This window comes from Streptomyces azureus (genome assembly GCF_001270025.1).
In the GTDB taxonomy this organism is placed as follows: Bacteria; Actinomycetota; Actinomycetes; order Streptomycetales; family Streptomycetaceae; genus Streptomyces; species Streptomyces azureus.
The window spans coordinates 15,073-37,812 of record NZ_DF968485.1 but is presented as its reverse complement, the minus strand read 5'-3'; the positions used below and the strand labels follow the sequence as shown (position 1 = coordinate 37,812).

The 22,740-nt window shown below is 69.1% G+C and carries 18 protein-coding genes and 2 tRNA genes; 17 read left to right on the top strand and 3 right to left on the bottom strand.

Going from position 1 to position 22,740, the window contains the following annotated elements; genetic code table 11:
• The first annotated feature begins 3 nt into the window (after positions 1–3).
• Complete coding sequence (locus AOQ53_RS37045) at positions 4–1,425, top strand: DUF6177 family protein (RefSeq protein WP_059424164.1); 1,422 nt, start codon at positions 4–6, stop codon at positions 1,423–1,425.
• A 103-nt stretch (positions 1,426–1,528) separates the two neighbouring features.
• Here the strand turns inward: AOQ53_RS37045 and AOQ53_RS37040 are convergent, their stop codons facing one another.
• Positions 1,529–2,716 carry an acyltransferase family protein gene (locus tag AOQ53_RS37040; RefSeq protein WP_059424163.1) on the bottom strand — a complete coding sequence of 396 codons (1,188 nt, stop codon included), beginning with the start codon at positions 2,714–2,716 and terminating at the stop codon, positions 1,529–1,531.
• Between the two features lie 623 nt (positions 2,717–3,339).
• Here AOQ53_RS37040 and AOQ53_RS37035 point away from each other — a divergent pair.
• Both AOQ53_RS37035 and AOQ53_RS47590 read left to right on the top strand, forming a co-directional pair.
• Positions 3,340–3,534 (top strand): hypothetical protein, encoded by a 195-nt coding sequence (locus AOQ53_RS37035; RefSeq protein ID WP_059424162.1) that lies wholly within the window; start codon positions 3,340–3,342, stop codon positions 3,532–3,534.
• 742 nt (positions 3,535–4,276) lie between these two features.
• Positions 4,277–4,408, top strand: a complete 132-nt coding sequence (locus AOQ53_RS47590; RefSeq protein WP_269085496.1) for a hypothetical protein — start codon at positions 4,277–4,279, stop codon at positions 4,406–4,408.
• A 281-nt stretch (positions 4,409–4,689) separates the two neighbouring features.
• Here AOQ53_RS47590 and AOQ53_RS37030 read toward each other — a convergent pair.
• Positions 4,690–4,760 (bottom strand) — tRNA-Gly (locus AOQ53_RS37030).
• 162 nt (positions 4,761–4,922) lie between these two features.
• Here AOQ53_RS37030 and AOQ53_RS37025 point away from each other — a divergent pair.
• From AOQ53_RS37025 to clpX, 5 genes are all read left to right on the top strand, one after another.
• Positions 4,923–4,999, top strand: a tRNA-Pro gene (locus AOQ53_RS37025).
• A gap of 194 nt (positions 5,000–5,193) precedes the next feature.
• Positions 5,194–6,579 carry a trigger factor gene (tig, locus tag AOQ53_RS37020; protein ID WP_059424161.1) on the top strand — a complete coding sequence of 462 codons (1,386 nt, stop codon included), beginning with the start codon at positions 5,194–5,196 and terminating at the stop codon, positions 6,577–6,579.
• Positions 6,580–6,834: 255 nt separating this feature from the next.
• Positions 6,835–7,440, top strand: a complete 606-nt coding sequence (locus tag AOQ53_RS37015) for an ATP-dependent Clp protease proteolytic subunit (RefSeq protein ID WP_010041894.1) — start codon at positions 6,835–6,837, stop codon at positions 7,438–7,440.
• A gap of 109 nt (positions 7,441–7,549) precedes the next feature.
• Positions 7,550–8,257: an ATP-dependent Clp protease proteolytic subunit gene (locus AOQ53_RS37010; protein WP_059424160.1), complete on the top strand. Its 708-nt coding sequence runs from the start codon at positions 7,550–7,552 to the stop codon at positions 8,255–8,257.
• A 181-nt stretch (positions 8,258–8,438) separates the two neighbouring features.
• Positions 8,439–9,725: an ATP-dependent Clp protease ATP-binding subunit ClpX gene (gene clpX / locus AOQ53_RS37005; RefSeq protein WP_010041898.1), complete on the top strand. Its 1,287-nt coding sequence runs from the start codon at positions 8,439–8,441 to the stop codon at positions 9,723–9,725.
• 60 nt (positions 9,726–9,785) lie between these two features.
• On the opposite strand, the gene AOQ53_RS37000 is transcribed toward clpX, so the two are convergent.
• Entirely contained in the window at positions 9,786–10,739 is a 954-nt protein-coding gene (locus AOQ53_RS37000) for a hypothetical protein (RefSeq protein ID WP_059424158.1), read from the bottom strand.
• Between the two features lie 137 nt (positions 10,740–10,876).
• Between AOQ53_RS37000 and AOQ53_RS36995 the strand changes: the two genes are divergently transcribed.
• The 9 genes from AOQ53_RS36995 (at position 10,877) to rodA (ending at position 22,691) form a co-directional block, all read left to right on the top strand.
• On the top strand, positions 10,877–13,501 hold the full coding sequence (locus AOQ53_RS36995) for a valine--tRNA ligase (RefSeq protein ID WP_059424156.1): 2,625 nt from the start codon (positions 10,877–10,879) through the stop codon (positions 13,499–13,501).
• A gap of 150 nt (positions 13,502–13,651) precedes the next feature.
• Positions 13,652–15,175 (top strand): bifunctional tetrahydrofolate synthase/dihydrofolate synthase, encoded by a 1,524-nt coding sequence (gene folC / locus AOQ53_RS36990; RefSeq protein WP_059424154.1) that lies wholly within the window; start codon positions 13,652–13,654, stop codon positions 15,173–15,175.
• 6 nt (positions 15,176–15,181) lie between these two features.
• Positions 15,182–15,538 carry a DUF4233 domain-containing protein gene (locus tag AOQ53_RS36985; RefSeq protein WP_059424152.1) on the top strand — a complete coding sequence of 119 codons (357 nt, stop codon included), beginning with the start codon at positions 15,182–15,184 and terminating at the stop codon, positions 15,536–15,538.
• 73 nt (positions 15,539–15,611) lie between these two features.
• Entirely contained in the window at positions 15,612–16,025 is a 414-nt protein-coding gene (ndk, locus tag AOQ53_RS36980) for a nucleoside-diphosphate kinase (protein ID WP_059424150.1), read from the top strand.
• Positions 16,026–16,300: 275 nt separating this feature from the next.
• On the top strand, positions 16,301–17,320 hold the full coding sequence (locus AOQ53_RS36975; protein ID WP_006133575.1) for a rod shape-determining protein: 1,020 nt from the start codon (positions 16,301–16,303) through the stop codon (positions 17,318–17,320).
• Between the two features lie 144 nt (positions 17,321–17,464).
• Entirely contained in the window at positions 17,465–18,412 is a 948-nt protein-coding gene (mreC, locus tag AOQ53_RS36970) for a rod shape-determining protein MreC (protein WP_059424148.1), read from the top strand.
• A gap of 13 nt (positions 18,413–18,425) precedes the next feature.
• Positions 18,426–19,097 carry a rod shape-determining protein MreD gene (gene mreD, locus AOQ53_RS36965; protein ID WP_059424144.1) on the top strand — a complete coding sequence of 224 codons (672 nt, stop codon included), beginning with the start codon at positions 18,426–18,428 and terminating at the stop codon, positions 19,095–19,097.
• A gap of 148 nt (positions 19,098–19,245) precedes the next feature.
• Positions 19,246–21,492, top strand: coding sequence for a penicillin-binding protein 2 (gene mrdA, locus AOQ53_RS36960; RefSeq protein ID WP_059424142.1), 2,247 nt, complete (start codon positions 19,246–19,248; stop codon positions 21,490–21,492).
• Positions 21,489–22,691 carry a rod shape-determining protein RodA gene (gene rodA / locus AOQ53_RS36955; protein WP_059424140.1) on the top strand — a complete coding sequence of 401 codons (1,203 nt, stop codon included), beginning with the start codon at positions 21,489–21,491 and terminating at the stop codon, positions 22,689–22,691. Before mrdA ends, rodA begins: the two co-directional genes overlap by 4 nt.
• The last annotated feature ends 49 nt before the right edge of the window (positions 22,692–22,740 follow it).

Sequence of the window (22,740 nt, the reverse complement as noted above, 5' to 3'; positions counted from 1 at the left end):
CGCGTGACGAAGGATGTCATCGCCCTCACCAAGAAGATGCCCGACCCGCTGAGCGTGCTCGCGGGCCTGCTCTCCGGCGGCCCGGACCTGCTGGCCGGCACCGAGGGCGAGGGGGCCGTGGTGCAACTCTGCGACCAGCAGGGCCGCCCGCTCGTCTCCGTCGAAGCGCCGCTGCTCGTGCAGGTCAGAGGAGAGGCCGAGCGGCTGCTCGGAGCCCAGGAGCCCGAGGTGCCGTACTGGTGGACCGAGGCCCGGGCCACCACCGGCGTCCAGGAGGCCGAGGAACTCGCCGGGACGTTCGCCGCCCGGATCGCCACGCTGGTCGGCGGGACGGCCTGGCCGCCGCAGGCCGCGTGGTCGATGGCCGTGGTCAAGACGGACGGGATGGCGGTGGCGCCGGCACCGGCCGCCGCCCAGCCCGCCGTGGACGTGCTCACCGACAAGGTCGCCGTCGTCATCCAGGACCGTCCCGTGGTAGCGATGACGGCCTGGCTGTCGGACGCCTTCCGCGCCGCCGCGAACGCCGGCCTGGGGCTCCAGATCGTCACCCCGGCGGGCACCCGCCTCTCCCCGGCGGTCCGGGGCAGCCTGCCGGGCTGGCCCTCGCGCTGGGTGGTGCAGGACGAGCGGGACGGCTACTACGACGGCTTGACCGGAGCGGTCCTCCAGTGGAGCAACGGCCTGTTCGTGACGGTCGAGTCTCCGGAGGCGACCCCGGAGGACCCGCGCACACCCGTCGCCGCCTCCTTCCGGGAGGGCATCCAGGACACCGGTGAACGCCAGCTCGCGATCTCCTTCCGCACCGTTCACCCAGCCGACGACCGGCTCGTCCTCGGCGGTGCCGTGGAAGCCGTCTGGCGGGAGATCACCGGCGAGCCACCGGCCGGCTGGGGCACCGAGGAGCCCGCCAACCTCCCCTGGTTACTGCGGCAGTTGACCGACGTGGCCCACGAGCGGGCACCCGAGCCGACCTGGCTGGTGGTCGTCGGCACGCCGGAGCGGCCGGGCCTCGCGACGGTGCGCGTCACCCGGACGAAGGGCGGCGTCGAGGAGGACGTGACGCTGGCCTTCGGCTACGGACCGGGCGAGCAGATCCCGACGGACGCCGTCGTCGCCGCCGCGGAGGCCCTCGCCACCCGGCACGACCTGCAGTCCATGCTGGTCCAGATCCGCCGGGCCCGCCGCGACCTGTCCGTCCCGGCCCGCTTCGAAGGCCCCGGTGTGCCCTACGCCTTCGTACTGGGCGCCGAGGAGGTCCGCGAGATGCCGGGCGACCGAGCCCGCCGCACGCCGCTCCCCGAAGCTCCGCGGGAGCTGGGCCCGAAGACCCGCCCGGCGCTGTACTACGCGTTTCGGGGCGACCCGTCCGACCTCTCGGGCTGGCAGGACTTCGAACGCTTGATGAGACACCTGAAGGGCAGCTAGTGCCCCGGCAGGCAACGTTCGCCCAGTCGACGCCGACACAACCAGACGGCCCGCACTCACCGAAGAGTGCGGGCCGTCTGGTTGTCGATAGCGGGTCGGCCGGTCAGGCCACGGTCGCCTTCTCGCGTTCGCGCTCGCGCCGCTCGGCGCTCTGGCGCTCACGGGCGAGCTCGGCCGCGTCCCGCTTGAAGGCCCACTCCATCTTCGGTTCCATCACGAACCGGAAGACCCGCTGCACCGGCTTGGTGCACAGCACCGTCACGACGGCGGCCGCGGCGACGGTCACGGAGATCTCACCGAGCGGCTGGTGCATCCACGTCGGCTCGAACCAGCCCTGGTAGTCACCGGCCTTCACCAGGAAGCCGTGCAGCAGGTAGCCGTAGAGCGTGCCGGCGCCGAGCGCGGTGAACCACATGTGGCGGCGCGGCACCCAGGCGAAGAAGCAGGCGGTCAGGACCAGGGAGCAGCCGAACATCGCGAGCACCATGACCGGGCCGGTCCACCACGGCGCGCCGAGCTCCTGCGCGGCGTCCCGGTGGTAGAACCACGCGGTGTTCATGCGCGGGACGGCCCACCAGCTGAAGGCCAGCGCGGCCGCGAACACGGGCACCGAGGCGATCCGCACGGAACGGCGGCGCACCATGTGGAAGTGCTCGGGCTTCATCACCAGGCCCAGCACGAAGAACGGCAGGAACTGGAGGACCCGCTGGAGGTCCAGGTCGTCACCGATCTCCGGGGAGACGGTCGCCAGCATCGCGAGGCCGAGCGCGAGCGGCAGCGGCCAGCGCGCCATCTTCCAGATGGGCGTGGTCATCCGCCAGACGAACAGCGCGCACAGGAACCAGGTCAGGTACCAGGGGTCGAGGAGGCTGATCTCCTGGTGCGGATCGTTGTCGATGAACCGCTTGAAGAGCGGGTAGGCCGTCTCGAAGACGATGTACGGCACGGCCACGCCGGTGATCAGGCGCTTGAGCCGGTCGGGCCGCATGTCGAAACTGCGCGAGAAGTAGCCGGAGATGATGATGAACGCCGGCATGTGGAAGGCGTAGACGACCTGGTACGCGGCCTCGAGTATCCGGCTGTCGCCCTTGAGCGGCTCCCAGGCGTGGCCCATGGCCACCAGCACGATCGCCAGGTACTTGGCGTTGTCGAAGAACGCGTCGCGCTGCTTGCCGCTCTGCTTCTTCTGCGGGCTCTGCGGCGAGCGCGGGCTCGGCACTCCGTCGGCCGGCGACTGTGCCGGGGGAAGTGGCGCCCTGCGGTCGCCGTTCGGTCGCAGCGAGTTCGTCACAGACCCTCCCACCAGGAACTCGGGGAGACGATCCGGGACCTCGCTGCGCTTGCGGGGGACGAGGCAGCGTGGAACATCTGAGGCACCCTAGCGTTCCCTGCGGCTATTCGTAAAACGCCGGATGTAAATCCTGGCTATTCGCTGTCGGTACCCCGGATTTCAGGAAGTTGACGCCACTGTCGGAGTGATGCCCAACACATCGTCCGGCGGCGGATTGTGTTCATCACACTTGCCCTGCTTGTCGGGATACTTCCGGACTAAGCGGCGCATAAGACCAGCAGGCGACTCTGGCGGAATGTCCGCTTCCGCGCCCCTTCGAAGTGTGCCCGCAAGGTTGTTGAGGAGGCTGCGGGGGCAATTCGAATTAGCTGCGAACGCGTTGTGTGGACACGGAAACGATTCGGTTGAATTACCTGTGCGGGTGGTGCATCGAATTGCCGTACGAGGCCCGGCCGTTCGGCCCCTGGCCCCCGGCGGCGCACACCGGTTCCGGCACGCGTGAGCTGGTCAATGCGTCACGGTCCGCATAGCCGGGCCGGGTTGGTGGCACGATGGTTCTGGCGGGGTGCGCGTGGTCGCGTCCCCGGGCCGGGAGAGCGGACCGACCGAGGGTGTGATCAGTTGTGGCCATTTCACTGTCTGTGGTGCTGCTGTTGGCGATCATCCTTGTGGTGTTGCTGAGAGGGGGATCCATCAAGGCAGGCCCAGCGATCGTGGCGATCCTCTTCGGCTTCTTCCTCGCCTCGACCGGCATGGCCCCGCCCATCAACCGGTTCCTCAACTCGATAGCGGAGACCATCAACTCCATCAGCTTCTGACCGGCCGGTACCGCCGGCCGAGGAGCATGCGGCTCCGTGACCGCCTCGGTCCCGGCGGCATGGGTGTGGTCTGCCTGGCCCGCTCGGCCAGTACCCCGCCGATGCCGGGTTCGCCCTCCCCCCCCCACTCTCGGCTTCGCTCGAACGGGGGCCCATCGCCGCGAGGGGGCCGTCGCCCGCCAGGTCAGCGGCGCCTTCACGGCCCCCGTCGTGGACGCGGCCGCGACGCGCAACGCCACCTGCCTGGCGAGGCGCGGCGTCATCGGTCCGACGGGGTGGACGCCGGGTGGGGCGAAGAGCGGCAGCCGCACCGGTCCGCCAGGGTCCGGACGGAGCGGCACGAACGGCCGCGCGATCCGGCCGGGACGCCGACATCCGAGGCCGCGCGTCCCCACGGCCGCCGCAGAGCCGCCTGCTGCTCGTCTCCGCCGCCCTGACCGCCGTACTCGCCGCGGTCGTCGCCACCGCCGTCTCCCGCACCCGCGGCGGCGACCCCACCCCCTCGTCCACCGCGGCGCGCCGGCCGACCTCCCCGACGGCTGGAAGCCGGCACGTCTCTGATCTGCGCCGGTGCCCAGGCCATGGCGGCCCGCCTCGACTCGCCGAGAGCCGCAACACCTGGTCCCGGTCCGTCGACCGCACCGCACCGCACCGAACGGCTTGTCCGCGGACGAGGGCGCGGTGATCGTGATCAGGCCAAATCGCTCGACCGGTCGAAGCCCGGCGAGGCAGAACGAGCCCCATGAGCTGGGTTGCCAACGTGATGATCTCGGCCGGTGACGCCGATCGGGCAAACGTCGAGGCGCTGAGCGCCTGGCTGGCGACGAGGCTCCGCACCGCCGGCAGCCGGACGCCTTCGGCGTCGGCGACCTGAACCTCCTCACGGACCAGGGCCCCGGGTGGGGCGGCTGGAAGTGGCCCGAGTGCAGGGTGTGGGCGGGTGCCCTCAGCCACTGCGACCTCGACGCGCTCAGAAAGCGGGTCGCCGAGACGCCCTGGCGGAAGCCGCCGTCCGAAGAGGACGCCGGCTTCTACCCGACCGGACACACGAACCGACCGGACACACGAACCGACCGGACACACGAACCGACCGGACACACGAACGCCGAAGGCCCGGGGAGAGGAGAACCTCTCGTCCGGGCCTTCGACCTGAAGAGCGGGCGACGGGAATCGAACCCGCGTAGCTAGTTTGGAAGACTAGGGCTCTACCATTGAGCTACGCCCGCACAATGCGCCGCAGGTCGGGCGACCGCGGCACTGAAGGCATCGTAGCGGGTCGGGCCCGTCCGTCGCACACCGCATTCCCGCCGTGGCCGACGCGGCGCGGGCCCTGTGGAAATGCGTCGGCCACACCGCCTGGCGGCATGTACCCTACGTGTCGCACCAGACGGGGTGTGGCGCAGCTTGGTAGCGCGTCCGCTTTGGGAGCGGAAGGCCGTGGGTTCAAATCCCGCCACCCCGACCAGCCGACCGGTCACCTCGCGTGATCGTCTCCTGCATCACTCGAGTGATCGCCTTTTGGGCGGTGTAGTCGCTGCCGTTACTATGCAAGCTGCACGCCCGTGTGTCTCATCGTCTGAAGTCCTCCGGGCGGCGAAATCCGCCGGGCCGCTCTGGCACCGGCAGAACCCAAGAAGTCAGCCACAAGGAGACCGAACCGTGAAGAGCGCCGTGGAGACCCTGAACCCGACTCGGGTTCGGCTCACTGTCGAGGTGCCCTTCGAGGAGCTCAAGGACAGCCTCGACGCGGCGTACAAGAAGATCAACCAGCAGGTCACGGTGAAGGGCTTCCGCAAGGGCAAGGTCCCGGCCCGGGTCATCGACCAGCGGTTCGGCCGCGGTGCGGTGCTGGAGGAGGCCGTCAACGACGCGCTGCCGAAGTTCTACACCGACGCGGTCAACGAGGCCGAGCTGAGCCCCCTGGGCCAGCCCGAGGTCGACATCACGGAGCTGAAGGACGGCGAGACGCTGAACTTCACCGCCGAGGTCGACATCCGCCCCGCGATCGAGATCCCGGACTACTCCGGCATCGAGGTCGAGGTCGACGCCGTCGAGGTCACCGACGAGGACGTCGACAAGGCGGTAGAGGAGCTCCGCGAGCGCTTCGCCTCCACCGCCCCGGTCGAGCGTGCCGCCGAGGACGGCGACGTCGTGACGATCGACCTGGAGGCCAAGGTCGACGGCGAGGTCCTCGAGGACGGCGTCGCCGACGGCGTTTCCTACACCATCGGCTCCGGTGAGCTGCTGGACGGCATCGACGACGCCGTGAAGGGCCTGGAGGCCGGTGGCGAGGCCACCTTCACCTCCGAGCTCAAGGGCGGCTCGGCGGCCGGCAAGGAGGCCGAGGTCACCGTCAAGGTCACCCAGGTCGCCAAGCGTGAACTGCCCGAGCTGGACGACGAGTTCGCGCAGCTCGCCTCCGAGTTCGACACCATCGAGGAGCTGCGCGCCGACAGCCGCAAGCGCCTCGAGAACATGAAGCAGTACGACCAGGCCACGCAGGCCCAGGAGCGCGTCCTGGAGAAGCTGCTCGAGCTGGTCGAGGTCCCGGTCCCCGAGAAGCTGCTCGAGGACGAGGTCAACACGCGCAAGCACAACCTCGAGCACCACCAGCTCGGCCAGATGGGTCTCGACCTCGCGAAGTACCTGGAGATCCAGGGCAAGAGCGAGGAGGAGTTCGAGACCGAGACCCGCGAGGCCGCGGTCAAGGGCATCAAGACCCAGTTCGTGCTCGACGAGCTCGTCAAGCAGGAGAAGCTCAACGTCAACCAGGAGGAGCTCACCGAGCACCTCATGCGGCGTGCCGCTTCCTCCGGCATGTCCCCCGACCAGTTCGCCCAGGCGGTCGTCGAGGGCGGCCAGGTTCCGCTCCTGGTCGGCGAGGTCGCCCGCGGCAAGGCCCTGGCCGCCGTGGTCGAGAAGGCCACGGTCAAGGACACCAACGGCGAGATCATCGACCTCGACGACGAAGAGGACGAGGACACCACCGAGGCCTCCGCCGAGGAGACCCCGGCCGAGACCGCCGAGGAGAAGACCGAGGGCTGAGCCCCGGACACTTCGTAACGCCGTAAGGACGGGCCCCGAGACACAGTGCTTCTCGGGGCCCGTCGCGTTACCGGCCCCCAGTCGCTACGCCCCCGGCGAACACTCCCATCTCCGGGATTCCCCGAAGGGACCCGCGCGTTAGGGTCCATGAGTACCAGGGCAGTGGAGTCTCCGATACGGCTCCCGCCCCGCAGGGAACACGTGAGACGGCCCGGCGCCGTCGTAAGACGAGCAGGTGGATACGTGACGAATCTGATGCCTTCAGCCGCCGGCGAGCCTTCCATCGGTGGTGGCCTCGGCGACCAGGTCTACAACCGGCTGCTCAACGAGCGGATCATCTTCCTCGGCCAGCCGGTCGACGACGACATCGCGAACAAGATCACCGCACAGCTGCTGCTCCTTGCCGCCGAACCGGACAAGGACATCTACCTGTACATCAACAGCCCCGGCGGTTCGATCACGGCCGGCATGGCGATCTACGACACCATGCAGTACATCAAGAACGACGTGGTGACGATCGCCATGGGCCTCGCGGCCTCGATGGGACAGTTCCTGCTCAGCGCGGGCACCCCCGGCAAGCGCTTCGCGCTGCCGAACGCCGAGATCCTCATCCACCAGCCCTCTGCCGGCCTGGCGGGCTCCGCCTCAGACATCAAGATCCACGCTGAGCGGCTGCTGCACACCAAGAAGCGCATGGCCGAGCTCACCGCCCAGCACACCGGCCAGACGGTCGAGCAGATCACCCGCGACTCGGACCGCGACCGCTGGTTCGACGCCTTCGAGGCCAAGGAGTACGGCCTCATCGACGACGTCATGCCTACGGCCGCCGGCATGCCGGGCGGCGGCGGCACCGGGGCCTGAGAGGTCCCCACGGGGCCTGTGGAGCCCCGTGAGGCCCACGGAGCCCTCCCGGGCCCCCGCGACCCCAGACAGCCCCAGCCGACCGCCTCAGCCCTTTTCAGGAGACACCGTGAACCAGTTCCCCGGCAGCGGGATCTACGACCGTATGAACGCCGTGCAGGACATGCGCGCCGCTCAGGGCGAGTACACCGGCCCGCAGGCCGAGTCCCGCTACATCATCCCGCGCTTCGTCGAGCGCACCTCCCAGGGCATTCGCGAGTACGACCCGTACGCGAAGCTCTTCGAGGAGCGCGTGATCTTCCTCGGCGTCCAGATCGACGACGCCTCCGCCAACGACGTCATGGCGCAGCTGCTGTGCCTGGAGTCGATGGACCCCGACCGTGACATCTCGGTCTACATCAACAGCCCCGGCGGTTCCTTCACGGCGCTCACCGCGATCTACGACACGATGCAGTACGTGAAGCCGGACATCCAGACGGTCTGCATGGGCCAGGCGGCCTCCGCCGCCGCCGTCCTGCTGGCCGCCGGCACCCCGGGCAAGCGCATGGCCCTGCCGAACGCGCGCGTGCTGATCCACCAGCCGTACAGCGAGACCGGCCGCGGGCAGGTGTCCGACCTGGAGATCGCCGCCAACGAGATCCTCCGGATGCGTACGCAGCTGGAGGAGATGCTGGCCAAGCACTCGACCCAGACGATCGAGAAGATCCGCGAGGACATCGAGCGCGACAAGATCCTCACGGCCGAGGACGCGCTGAACTACGGCCTGATCGATCAGGTCATCTCCACCCGGAAGATGGACAACTCGAGCCTGCGCTGAGGCGAGAGGCTGTATCGTCTGCCGCCCCTTGGCACGGTTTGGGACGGTCCACGTCAAAGCGAACCGCGCCAAGGGGGGCCCGAACGAGGGGCCCGGCAAGGTACCGTCGGACATAAGGCAGCACCAGGAGTCCGCTGGACGTCGGCGTCCAGGAGTCTCCCAGGCGAAGGGGAAGCACACCGTGGCACGCATCGGTGACGGCGGCGATCTGCTCAAGTGCTCGTTCTGCGGCAAGAGCCAGAAGCAGGTCAAGAAGCTCATCGCAGGGCCCGGTGTGTACATCTGCGACGAGTGCATCGACCTCTGCAACGAGATCATCGAGGAAGAGCTGGCGGAGACCAGCGAGGTCCGCTGGGAGGAGCTCCCGAAGCCCCGCGAGATCTACGAGTTCCTCGAGGGGTACGTGGTCGGCCAGGAGGCCGCCAAGAAGGCCCTCTCCGTAGCGGTGTACAACCACTACAAACGAGTCCAGGCCGGCGAGAACGGCGGGGCGAACGGCCGCGACGACGCCATCGAGTTGGCGAAGTCCAACATCCTCCTCCTCGGCCCCACGGGCTCCGGCAAGACCCTCCTGGCGCAGACCCTCGCGCGGATGCTGAACGTCCCCTTCGCGATCGCCGACGCCACGGCCCTCACGGAGGCCGGCTACGTCGGCGAGGACGTCGAGAACATCCTGCTCAAGCTGATCCAGGCCGCCGACTACGACGTCAAGAAGGCCGAGACCGGGATCATCTACATCGACGAGATCGACAAGGTCGCGAGGAAGAGTGAGAACCCCTCCATCACGCGCGACGTGTCGGGTGAGGGCGTCCAGCAGGCCCTGCTGAAGATCCTGGAGGGCACCACGGCCTCCGTCCCGCCGCAGGGCGGCCGCAAGCACCCGCACCAGGAGTTCATCCAGATCGACACGACGAACGTGCTGTTCATCGTGGGTGGTGCCTTCGCGGGCCTGGAGAAGATCATCGAGTCCCGGGCCGGCGCCAAGGGCATCGGCTTCGGCGCGCAGATCCGCTCCAAGCGTGAGATGGAGTCCAAGGACCAGTTCCAGGAGGTCATGCCGGAGGACCTGGTCAAGTTCGGCATGATCCCCGAGTTCATCGGCCGCCTCCCCGTCATCACCTCGGTCCACAACCTCGACCGCGAGGCCCTGCTCCAGATCCTCGTCGAGCCGCGCAACGCGCTCGTCAAGCAGTACCAGCGGCTCTTCGAACTCGACGGTGTGGAGCTGGACTTCGAGCGCGAGGCCCTCGAAGCCATCGCCGACCAGGCCATCCTCCGCCAGACCGGCGCGCGAGGCCTGCGCGCCATCATGGAGGAAGTCCTCCAGGGCGTGATGTACGAGGTCCCGTCCCGCAAGGACGTGGCCCGGGTCGTCATCACGGCGGACGTCGTCCAGTCGAACGTGAACCCGACGCTGATTCCGCGGGATGCGCGCGGACGCGGTCCGGGGGAGCAGAAGACGGCCTAGTCACCCATTGCACGCGAAGGCGCCCAGCACAGTTGCCGGGCGCCTTCGTCGTTGCCGGTGTCAGACCTTGACGCGGACTTCCCCGCGGACCTTGGTGGTGAGGTCGATCGCCACGTCCTTGGTCACGCCCTGCGCCGCGTCACCCGGCGACACGATGGCGATCGTGCTGTAGTCGGCCCACGCGCAGAACCAGTTGGTCTTCTCTTTCCCGGTCTTCCGGTCCGGCCCCTTGGCCGACTGGCACTTCATGACCGCGCCGTCGAGGTCCGCCGCCTCGGGCTCGCCGACCAGCTCGGGCTTGCCGGACCCGGTGGAGGACTCCTTCTCGGCCGACTTCTTGAAGTTGGCGAAGAACAGGTCCAGAGTCGCCTCCGGGTCGGAGATCTCACCATAGGCACCGGCCACCGAAAGGGTCTTGGCCGTCGCCATCTTCGCCTCGGACGACGGATCGTCGGGGTCGTAGTCGCTCAGGTCCACCGTGGTGTAGAGGCCCGCCGCGGTCTTGGCGTTCTTGACGCCGCTCTTCTCCAGCTCCGACGTCGAGCCGGCGCCGATGGTCGACCCGTCCTTCGTGGTGCGCTTGTAGTCGCTGAGCACCGTCGCCGGCGTCGTGAGCTTGTGCGGCCCGTCGTCCTCCAGGCCGCCACCGCCTGCGCCGATCACGAAGTACGCCCCCACTGCGATCGCGGCGACCACCGCGACCGCGCCGATGATGATGCCCGTCTTCTTCTTGCCGCCGCCCGGGGCCGGGGGCTGAGGCGCGCCGTACGGGGCCTGGCCGTAGGGCGGCTGCTGGCCGTACGGGGGCTGCTGGCCGTAGGGGTTCGGCTGGGGCGGGACGCCCTGCGGGGGCTGCTGCGGGTAGCCATAGCCCGGCTGGGGCGGAGGGGCCTGCTGGGGGTAGCCGTAGCCGGGCTGGGGGGCCTGCGGCGGCTGGCCGTACGGTCCCGGCTGGCCGTACGGCCCGGGCTGCTGGGGCTGCCCGCCGTACGGGCCCGGCTGGTTGTAGCTCATGGTCTGGGTTCCCCTCCAGATGCTTATGTGTTCCGGACATCCTGGCGCAGACCCGCCGTGTGCATGGCATCGGGGCCCCACCGTTACAGAGCAAACGCGTTTCGGGACGGGGTAGTGACACCCCTAAACTGACCCCCGTGACCGAGAACGCTCAGCAGCAGCCACCAGCGCCCAGCACCGACCTGCCGACCCAGTACGCGCCGGCCGACGTAGAGGGGCCGCTGTACGAGCGCTGGGTAGAGCGGGGTTACTTCGAGGCGGACGAGAAGAGCGACAAGCCGCCGTACACGATCGTCATCCCGCCACCGAACGTCACGGGCAGCCTGCACCTCGGGCACGCCTTCGAGCACACGCTCATCGACGCCCTGACCCGCCGTAAGCGGATGCAGGGCTACGAGACGCTGTGGCAGCCCGGCATGGACCACGCCGGTATCGCCACGCAGAACGTCGTCGAGCGGGAGCTCGCCAAGGAGAACAAGTCCCGGCACGACCTGGGCCGTGAGGCCTTCGTCGAGCGGGTCTGGCAGTGGAAGGCCGAGTCCGGCGGGCAGATCAGCGGACAGATGCGGCGCCTGGGAGATGGCGTCGCCTGGTCGCGCGAGCGCTTCACCATGGACGAGGGCCTCTCCCAGGCCGTCCAGACCATCTTCAAGCGGCTCTACGACGACGAGCTGATCTACCGCGCCGAGCGCATCATCAACTGGTGCCCCCGGTGCCTGACCGCCATCTCGGACATCGAGGTCGAGTACCAGGACGACGACGGCGAGCTCGTCTCCATGAAGTACGGCGACGGGGACGACACCATCGTCGTCGCCACCACCCGCGCCGAGACCATGCTCGGAGACACGGCCGTCGCCGTTCACCCCGAGGACGAGCGGTACCAGCACCTCATCGGCAAGCTGGTCAAGCTGCCGCTGACCGACCGCTCCATCCCGGTCGTCGCCGACGAGCACGTCGACCCGGAGTTCGGCACGGGTGCCGTCAAGGTCACCCCGGCCCACGACCCGAACGACTTCGAGATCGGCCAGCGCCACGACCTCCCGGCCCTGACGATCATGGACGAGCACGCGGTCATCACGGCCCACGGTCCCTTCCAGGGCCTGGACCGCCTGGAGGCCCGCTCCGCCATCGTCGCCGCGCTGCGCGCCGAGGGCCGGATCGTCGCCGAGAAGCGGCCGTACGTCCACTCGGTCGGCCACTGCTCGCGCTGCAAGACCACCATCGAGCCCCGGCTCTCCATGCAGTGGTGGGTCAAGGTCGGCCCGCTGGCGAAGGCCGCCGGCGACGCCGTCCGTGACGGGCGCGTCAAGATCCACCCGCAGGAGATGGAGAAGCGCTACTTCGACTGGGTCGACAACCTCCACGACTGGTGCATCTCGCGGCAGTTGTGGTGGGGCCACCGCATCCCGGTCTGGTACGGCCCGAACGGCGAGGTCGTCTGCGTCGGCCCCGACGAGGAGCCGCCGAGCGGCGAGGGCTGGCGTCAGGACACCGACGTCCTCGACACCTGGTTCTCCTCCGGCCTGTGGCCGTTCTCCACGCTCGGCTGGCCCGAACAGACCGAGTCGCTCGCGAAGTTCTACCCGAACTCCGTCCTGGTCACCGGCTACGACATCCTCTTCTTCTGGGTCGCCCGGATGATGATGTTCGGCCTGTACGCGATGGACGGCACCCCGCCGTTCCACACCATCGCCCTGCACGGCATGGTCCGCGACCAGTTCGGCAAGAAGATGTCGAAGTCCTTCGGCAACGCGGTCAACCCGCTGGACTGGATGGACAAGTACGGCTCGGACGCGCTCAGGTTCACTCTTGCCCGTGGCGCGAACCCGGGTGTCGACGTCCCGATCGGCGAGGACTGGGTCCAGGGCTCGCGCAATTTCGCCAACAAGATCTGGAACGCGACGCGCTTCGCGCTGATGAACGGCGCGACGGTGGACGGCCCGCTGCCGGACCCGTCGAAGATGTCCTCGACCGATCGGTGGATCCTCTCCCGGCTCAACACGGTCGTCGCGGAAGTCGACGCGTTCTACGACGACTACCAGTTCGCGAAGCTGTCCGACTCCCTGTTCCACTTCGCGTGGGACGAGGTCTTCGACTGGTACGTCGAGCTGTCCAAGACGACGTTCCAGGCGGGCGGCGAGGCGGCCGAGGTCAGCAAGCGTGTCCTCGGTGAGGTCCTCGACGTCACGCTGAAGCTGCTGCACCCGGTGGTCCCCTTCGTCACCGAGACCCTGTGGACCACCCTCACCGGCGGCGAGTCGGTCGTCATCGCCGACTGGCCGAAGGACAGCGGCTTCCGGGACGCCGACGCCGAGCGCGAGATCGAGAGCCTCCAGTCGGTCATCACCGAGGTCCGCCGCTTCCGCGCCGACCAGGGCCTCCAGCCCGGCCAGCGGGTCCCGGCCCGGCTGACCCTGGACGGCACGCCGTTCGCGGCGCACGAGACCGCCATCCGCCAGCTGCTCCGGCTCCAGCCGGAGGGCGACGCCTTCACGGCCACGGCGACCCTGCCGGTCGCCGGCGCCGAGGTCGCCCTCGACCTCTCCGGCACGATCGACGTGGCGGCGGAGCGCAAGCGCCTCGCGAAGGACCTCGCGGCGGCGGAGAAGGAGAAGGCGCAGGCGAACGCCAAGCTCGGCAACGAGGCGTTCCTGGCGAAGGCCCCTGACCACGTGGTGGAGAAGATCCGCACCCGCCTGTCCAAGGCGGAGGAGGACATCGCCCGGATTCAGGCGCAGCTGGAGAGGCTGCCGCAGGCGTAGCGGGCAGTACGGTCGTCAAGGCCCCGGTGCTGGTCAGCGCCGGGGCCTTGACGCAGTTCAGGGGCGCGGGGAACTGCGCGACGGACCCGCAGTCGCCCACGGACACAAGCCACCGCAAGCAATGTCAGCCGGTCTCCGTAGACTGGCCCCGTGAGCGAGCTCCCTCCAGACCACAACGACGACGACCAGCCCGACCCCCTCAACACCTTCGACGAGATCATCGCGGAGGAGACCACCCGCGACCCCGACCTCGCCGTCATCGAAGCCGGCAGCCGGACCCTGCGCACCCAGAGCGGCCCGCCCGACGCCGACATCCCGACCCGGCCCGCCGACCCCGAGGTCGACAAGGCCCTGCGCGAGGTCGAGGCGGAGCTCGCCACACGCTGGGGCGAGACCAAGCTGGAGCCCTCCGTCAGCCGGATCGCCGCGCTGATGGACGTGCTGGGAGAGCCGCAGCGGTCGTACCCGTCGATCCACATCACGGGCACGAACGGCAAGACCTCCACGGCCCGCATGATCGAGGCCCTGCTCGGCGCCTTCGAGCTGCGGACCGGCCGCTACACCTCACCGCACGTGCAGTCGATCACCGAGCGCATCAGCCTGGACGGCGCCCCCATCTCGCCCGAGCGGTTCATCGAGACGTACCAGGACATCAAGCCGTACATCGAGATGATCGACGGGCAGCAGGAGTACCGACTGTCCTTCTTCGAGGTGCTCACCGGCATGGCGTACGCGGCGTTCGCCGACGCGCCCGCCGACGTCGCCGTCGTCGAGGTCGGCATGGGCGGCTCCTGGGACGCCACGAACGTGATCGACGGTGACGTCGCCGTCGTCACGCCCATCGACCTCGACCACACCGACCGGCTCGGCACCACGCACGCGGAGATCGCGGCGGAGAAGGCCGGCATCGTCAAGCAGGGCGCGACCGTCATCCTGGCGCAGCAGCCGGTCGACGCGGCGCAGGTGCTGCTGAAGAAGGCCGTCGAGGTGGACGCGACCGTGGCCCGGGAGGGGCTGGAGTTCGGTGTCGTCGAGCGGCAGGTGGCCGTCGGCGGGCAGCTGGTGACGCTGCGCGGGCTCGGCGGCGAGTACCCGGAGATGTACCTGCCGCTGCACGGCGCGCACCAGGCGCACAACGCGGCCGTCGCGCTGGCCGCCGTGGAGGCGTTCTTCGGCGTCGGCGCGCAGCGGGCCGAGCAGTTGGACCTGGACACGGTCCGCAAGGCGTTCGCGGCCGTTGCCTCGCCGGGACGGCTGGAGGTCGTGCGGCGCTCCCCGACCGTCGTGCTCGACGCCGCCCACAACCCGGCGGGCGCCCGGGCGGCGGCCGAGGCCATCGGTGAGGCCTTCCAGTTCAGCCGGCTCATCGGTGTCGTCGGCGCGAGCGGCGACAAGAACGTGCGAGGGCTGCTGGAAGCCTTCGAGCCGGTGTTCGCCGAGATCGTGGTCACGCAGAACTCCAGCCACCGCGCGATGGACGCCGACGAGCTGGCCGGTATCGCCGTCGAGGTGTTCGGCGAGGAGCGCGTCCAGGTCGAGCCGCGGCTGCCCGACGCGCTGGAGGCCGCGATCACGCTGGCCGAGGAGGAGGGCGAGTTCGCGGGCGGCGGTGTGCTCGTCACCGGTTCCGTCATCACCGTCGGCGAGGCCCGACTGCTCCTGGGGAGGGGCTGAGATCCCGTGCGTACGCTCTGTTCTTCGACGCTGATCGGAGAGTTCTTCATCATCGGCTTCGCCGGACTGGTCGCCATGAAGGACCCCGATCTGTCCATGACGACCGTGTGGACGGTCAGCGGTGTCGCGATGTTCCTTTGCCTGGTGCTGTGCGGCCTGGTGACTCGCCCGGGCGGGGTCGCGCTCGGCTGGGCGTTGCAGATCGCGCTCATCGCGTCGGGCTTCGCCGTGCCGATGATGTTCTTCCTGGGCGTGGTCTTCGCAGCCCTGTGGTGGGCGTCGGTGCACTACGGGCGGAAGGTGGACGAGGCGAAGGCGAGATTCGCCGCCCAGGCGGGCTCCTCCACATCTGACGCTGCGTAACAGGCGCCCCGACACGCCGGGTAATCTCGTCCCACCGCACAACCGCACAGCCTTGACGCATAAGGAGCCCGTCGTGACCCAGCGCACCCTCGTCCTCCTCAAGCCCGACGCCGTCCGTCGTGGCCTGACCGGCGAGATCATCAGCCGCATCGAGCGCAAGGCGGGCTGGGCGATCACCGCGCTGGAGCTGCGCACCCTGGACCAGGACACGCTCGAGCAGCACTACGGCGAGCACAAGGGCAAGCCCTTCTACGAGCCGCTGGTGGAGTTCATGACCTCCGGCCCGGTCGTGGCGATGATCGTCGAGGGTGAGCGGGTCATCGAAGGGGTGCGTCAGCTGGCCGGCCCGACCGACCCGATCGCCGCGGCCCCCGGTTCCATCCGCGGCGACTACGGCGTGATCGTCCGGGAGAACCTGATCCACGCCTCCGACTCCGAGGAGTCCGCCGAGCGCGAGGTGAAGATTTTCTTCCCCGGCCGCGCGTAGCGTCCGCACCCCACCAGCACATACGCCAGGTCTGGGGGCCGAGGCCCCCGGACTTTGCGGCATATGCGTGGCGTACGAGGGAACGATGGTCCCCAAACGCCCGTCTCCAGAAGCGAACCCGTGCGGCATCTGCTGACAATGGCGGAGACCCTCCCGCAGTGTTCGCGAAGGCGCGTCTACGATGGAAGCCTTCACGTCACAGCACCCACCTTTGCCTACCTGAAAAGCCCTCAAAAGCTAGTGGGAAGGCCAGACGAATCCTGATGGGGAACTCAATGTCGTTCATCGGCCGTGACATGGCTGTCGACCTCGGGACCGCCAACACGCTGGTGTACGTCAGGGGTCGCGGGATCGTACTCAACGAGCCGTCCGTCGTCGCGATCAACACCAATACCGGTGGCATCCTCGCGGTCGGTGCCGAAGCGAAGAAGATGATCGGGCGCACGCCCGGCAACATCGTTGCCGTTCGTCCGCTGAAGGACGGCGTGATCGCCGACTTCGAGATCACCGAGCGGATGCTCCGCTACTTCATCCTGAAGATCCACAAGCGGCGGTATCTGGCTCGTCCGCGGGTCGTCGTCTGCGTGCCCTCGGGCATCACGGGCGTCGAGCGCCGCGCCGTCATCGAGGCGTCGTCCCAGGCCGGCGCCCGCCAGGTGCACATCATCGAGGAGCCCATGGCCGCGGCCATCGGCTCCGGCCTGCCGGTCCACGAGGCCACGGGCAACATGGTGGTCGACATCGGCGGCGGCACCACGGAGGTCGCGGTCATCTCCCTCGGCGGCATCGTCACCGCCCAGTCCATCCGTGTCGCGGGCGACGAACTGGACAACGCGATCATCCAGCACATCAAGAAGGAGTACTCGCTCCTGCTGGGTGAGCGGACGGCCGAGCAGATCAAGATCACGATCGGTTCGGCGTACGACCTGGACACCGACGAGCACACCGAAATCCGCGGGCGGGACCTGGTCTCCGGGCTGCCGAAGACCGTCGTCATCTCCGCGGCCGAAGTCCGCAAGGCGATCGAGGAGCCGGTCAACGCGATCGTCGACGCCGTCAAGACGACCCTCGACAAGTGTCCGCCGGAGCTGTCCGGCGACATCATGGACCGAGGAATCGTATTGACCGGCGGCGGAGCGCTGCTGCGGGGCCTGGACGAGCGGCTGCGCCGGGAGACCGGTATGCCGATCCACATCGCCGAGGATCCTCTGGACAGCGTGGCGCTCGGTTCCGGAAAGTGCGTCGAGGAGTTCGAGGCGCTCCAGCAGGTGCTGGACGCCCAGCCGCGCAGATGACGTAACTCCTCGATTCCGCCGTACGGGACGATCTCCTCTCGTACGGCGGATCGTTGATATAGATGCATAAGCTCCCACAATGCCGCCCCTCGGGTTTCCCTGGGGCTTCCCGAATTCCTATGAGGAAGGGCACGGCCGCCGCACGTGAGGGACACACGAGAGAGCCGGCTGCTCCTGGTGCTGCTGATCGCCATCGCGTTCGCATTGATCACGGTGGATATTCGCGGTGGGGAGGATTCCCCGGTCGACGGTGCCCGGCAGGCCGCGGCGACGGTCTTCGGCCCGATCGAGAGCGGTGTGTCGGCCGCGGTCAACCCGGTCGGCAACGCGGTCTCCGCCATCCGGGACTCCGGCGAGCGGCACGACCGGCTCGCCGTACTGGAGGAGGAGAACGCGGCCCTGAAGGCGCGGCTCGGCAGCGACGACCGCAGCCGCAGCCGCCTCAAGCAGCTCGACAAGATGCTGAAGATCTCCGGCCAGGGCCAGTACGGCATCAAGGGCGCCCAGGTCATCGCCATCGGAGCCGCGCAGGGCTTCTCCTGGACCATCACCATCGACGTCGGCGCCCACGACGGCATCAAGCGCGACATGACCGTCCTGAACGGGGACGGGCTCGTCGGCCGGGTCACCACCGTCGGGCCCGACACCGCCACGGTCCTGCTCGCCAGCGACCCCGACTTCACGGTCGGCACCCGCATGGAGGCCAGCGACGAACTCGGCTTCGCCTCCGGACAGGGCGACCGCCCGCTGCGCGTGGAACTCCTCAACGGCAAGGCGGAGGTGAAGAAGGGCGACCGCCTGGTCACCTTCGGCTCGCAGGCCGACCGGCCGTTCGTGCCCGGCGTTCCCGTCGGCGTGGTCTCCCGCGTCGACCCGTCCGGCGGCGGACTGACCCGCACGCTCTACGTCACGCCGTACGCCGCCTTCAGCAAGCTCGACATCGTCGGTGTCGTCGTCGAGGCCCCGAAGAAGGACCCGCGCGACACGGTGCTCCCGCCCAAGCCGAAGCCGACCCCCAGGCCGACGGTGACGGTGACCGTGACGCCGTCCGCCGAGGCCCCCGCGGACGGCCAGAACCAGCAAGAGCAGTAGGAGCTGTCACCTCATGCGCGTCAACCGGATCCTGCTCTCCTCCGCCCTGGTCGTCGTCGCCCTGGTGATCCAGGTGAGCGTCCTCGCCCGCCTCCATCTGCCGGGCGCCGTGCCCGACCTGATGCTTCTCACCGTCCTCGGCCTGGCGCTGGTGTACGGACATGTGGGCGGCGCCCTCATCGGTTTCGGCGCGGGCCTGCTCGCCGATCTGGCCCCGCCCGCCGACCACGCCGCCGGGCGCTACGCCCTCGTACTGTGCCTCGTCGGCTACCTCGCGGGCCTGGTGAAACCGGAGACGGGCCGGCTGAAGTCCGCCACCGGCCCCATGGTCGTGGTGGTCGCCGCCGCGATCGGCTCCACCCTGCTGTACGCGGGGGTCGGTGCCCTCGTCGGTGACACCGCGGCCCGCCATGTCGGCCTGGGCGGCCTGCTGTTCACGGCCGTCCTGTACGACCTGCTGCTCGCCCCGTTCGTCGTGCCCGGCATCATGGCCCTGGCCAGACGCGCCGAGAACGATCCGCTCGCCGAGACCGGCTCCGCCGCCAAGTCCACGGACATCTCCTCCGGCTGGCTCTCCGGCGGCACCGGCCTGCGGATCGGCGGCCAGCGCAACGGGATGCGGGTGAAGGCGGCCCGGGCACGGATGGCGCGGGCGGGGCGCATCAAGGGGGTCAAGCGGCTGTGATGGCAGGGAAGTTCACCCGAACGGTCCGGTCCGGTAGGAACGCCGGCTCGTGGGCCGGTCGTTCCTCACTCGTATCCGCACACGCGTGCCCGGACACACCGTCGTATCCGCACATCCGTACGCGCACTGAGAGGGGGAAGCGGCCGCAGTGACCAACATTCCCGAGACCGGCCGGAACTCACGGGTCCAGATCCGGCTCGTCGTCATCCAGGTCCTCGTCCTCTCCCTCCTGCTCACCCTCGGCGGACGCCTGTGGTACCTCCAGATCCGTGAGGGCGCGGCGTACGCCAAGGAGGCGTCGGGGAACCACGTCCAGCAGGTCGTCCAGCCGGCCGTCCGCGGCTCCATCCTGGACGCGCGCGGCGTGGCCCTCGCCGACAACGAGACACGACTGGTCGTCTCCGCCTCCCGCACCGACCTGCTGAAGATGCCGGACGACGGCAAGGAAGTCCTCACCAAGCTCGCCTCAGTCCTGGGCATGACGCCCAAGGAGGTCCAGGAGAAGGTCCGGCTGTGCGACGCCAAGACGCCGCAGCCCTGCTGGAACGGCTCGCCGTACCAGCCCATCCCCATCACCGACGAGGCCACCCCCAAGCAGGCCCTCCAGATCCGCGAGCGCGCCGAGGACTTCCCCGGCATCACCGCCGAGCCCCAGGCCGTGCGCCGCTACCCGAGCCCGGGCAAGGCCAACACCGCCCAGGTCCTCGGATACCTCTCGCCGGTCACCGACGAGGAGATCAAGAAGGCGCAGAACACCAACTCGCCGTATCTGCGCTCCGACCAGGTCGGCCGCTCCGGCCTGGAGCGCCAGTACGACAAGGAGCTGCGCGGCAAGGCCGGCGTCACGCGCTACGAGGTCGACAACCTCGGCCGCGTCATCGGCCAGGCCGAGGCCGACCCGGCCCACCCCGGCGACAACCTCGTCACCAGCATCGACTCCCGCGTCCAGCGGATCGCCGAGTACGAGCTGAACGAGGCCATGAAGCAGGCCCGCAAGGAGCACGACCGCAACACGGGCACGAACTACAAGGCCGACTCCGGCGCCGTCGTCGTGATGGAGGCCAAGACCGGCCGCGTCGTCGCCATGGCCTCCAACCCGACGTACGACCCGAACGCCTGGGTGGGCGGCATCTCCGCCAAGGACTACACGCGGCTCACCGGCAAGACCTCCAACTACCCGCTGCTCAACCGCGCGATCCAGGGCCAGTCGGCGCCCGGCTCCATCTTCAAGGTGATCCCGACGGCCGCCGCGGTCAACGCGGGCTACTCCTTCAACGGCCCCTACCAGTGCTCCAGCTCGTACTCGATCGGCGGCCAGGTCTTCAAGAACTTCGAGTCCAAGGGATACGGCCCGATCAGCCTCGGCCGCGCCCTGGAGGTCTCCTGCGACACGGTCTTCTACCGGCTCTCCCACGAGGAGTGGAAGAAGGACGGCGGCACCAAGCCGAAGAAGAACGCCAACGACTGGTTCTACAAGACCGCCCACCAGTTCGGCCTCGGCAAGGAGACCGGCATCGACCTGCCCAACGAGGTCACCGGCCGTGTCCCCGACCGCCAGTGGAAGCTGGACTACTGGAAGGCCAACAAGGACGCCTGGTGCCGCACCGGCAAGAAGAACGGCAGCTACGCCGAGAAGATCGCCTACGAGAACTGCCTCGAAGGCAACCGCATGCGCGCCGGTGACTCCGTCAACTACTCCATCGGCCAGGGCGACACCCTCGTCACCCCCATCCAGATGGCCACCATCTACTCGGCCATCTCCAACGGCGGCACCATGTACACCCCCTCCGTCGGCAAGGCCGTCATCAGCGCCGACGGCAGGACCGTCACGCCGATCAAGCCGAAGTCGCACGGCAAGCTGCCGATGACGCAGAAGACGCGCAGCGAGATAAGCGATGCCCTCGCGGGAGTCGCCACCCGCGGTACGGCCGCCTGGCGGTTCGGCGGTTGGCCGCAGGACAAGATCCCGATGCACGCCAAGACGGGTACGGCGGAGGTCTACGGCAAGCAGACCACCTCCTGGTTCGCCACGTACACCAAGGACTACTCGATCGTCATGACGATCTCCCAGGGTGGTACGGGCTCCGGCGCCTCCGGCCCCGCCGTCCGCAACATCTACAACGCGCTGTACGGCGTCTCCCCGGACGGCGACATCGACCGGAAGAAGGCCCTGCTGCCCACCCCGGAGAAGGCCCTGCCGAAGGTCAAGACGGACGGCACCATCGCCTCCCCGAAGGTCCCCAAGGACCCGGCCAAGGACCAGCAGGCGAACAAGAAGGACCCGAACGCCCCGGCCGACCCGCTCCAGCCGGCGACGGCGGCCCCGCCGACGCCGGAGAACCGTGACACCCGAAGGCGCCGGCGCCGGCGGGGAAGCCGGAGGTTGCCGACATGACCGGCGGTGTGAACAGCTTCCAGGTCTCCGGCTACGGCCCCGAGCGCTCCGGCTGGACCAGGCTCCTCGCCCGCGACTCGGTGGCGCGGCGCCTCGACTGGCCGATCCTGCTGTCGGCGACGGCCCTGTCGCTGCTCGGCACGCTCCTCGTCTACTCGGCGACCCGCAACCGCACGGAGCTCAACCAGGGCGACCCGTACTACTTCCTCGTCCGGCACCTGCTGAACACCGGCATCGGCCTCGCCCTGATGGCCGGGACGATCTGGCTCGGCCACCGCGGCCTGCGCACGGCCGTGCCGTTCCTGTACGGCCTCTCGCTCCTGCTGATCCTGCTGGTGCTCACCCCACTGGGCTCCACCATCAACGGCGCCCACTCCTGGATCAAGCTCCCCGGCGGCTTCTCCCTCCAGCCCTCGGAGTTCGTGAAGGTCACGATCATCCTGGGCATGGCGATGCTGCTGGCCGCCAGAGTCGACGCGGGCGACAGGCAGTACCCCGACCACCGCACGGTCGTGCAGGCACTGGGCCTGGCCGCCGTGCCCATGGTGATCGTGATGCTCATGCCCGACCTCGGGTCGGTCATGGTCATGGTCATCATCGTGCTCGGCGTGCTGCTCGCCTCCGGCGCCACCAACCGGTGGGTGTTCGGGCTGCTCGGCGCGGGTTCGCTCGGCGCGATCACCGTCTGGCAGCTCGGAGTGCTCGACGACTACCAGATCGCCCGCTTCGCCGCCTTCGCCAACCCGGAGCTCGACCCGGCCGGCGTCGGCTACAACACCAACCAGGCCCGCATCGCCATCGGCTCCGGCGGCCTGACCGGCTCCGGCCTCTTCCACGGCTCCCAGACCACCGGCCAGTTCGTGCCCGAGCAGCAGACGGACTTCGTCTTCACCGTGGCCGGCGAAGAGCTGGGTTTCCTCGGCGGCGGCCTGATCATCCTGCTGCTCGGCATCGTCCTGTGGCGGGCCTGCCGAATCGCCCGGGAGACCACCGACCTGTACGGCACGATCGTGGCCGCCGGCATCGTCGCCTGGTTCGCCTTCCAGACGTTCGAGAACATCGGCATGACGCTCGGCATCATGCCGGTCACCGGCCTGCCGCTGCCGTTCGTGTCGTACGGCGGCTCGTCGATGTTCGCCGTGTGGATAGCGGTCGGTCTGTTGCAGTCCATCCGGGTCCAGCGCCCGATGTCGGCATGAACACCGGCGGGGCGGCCCTCTGCCGCTCCGCCCTCGTGCCGACTAGATT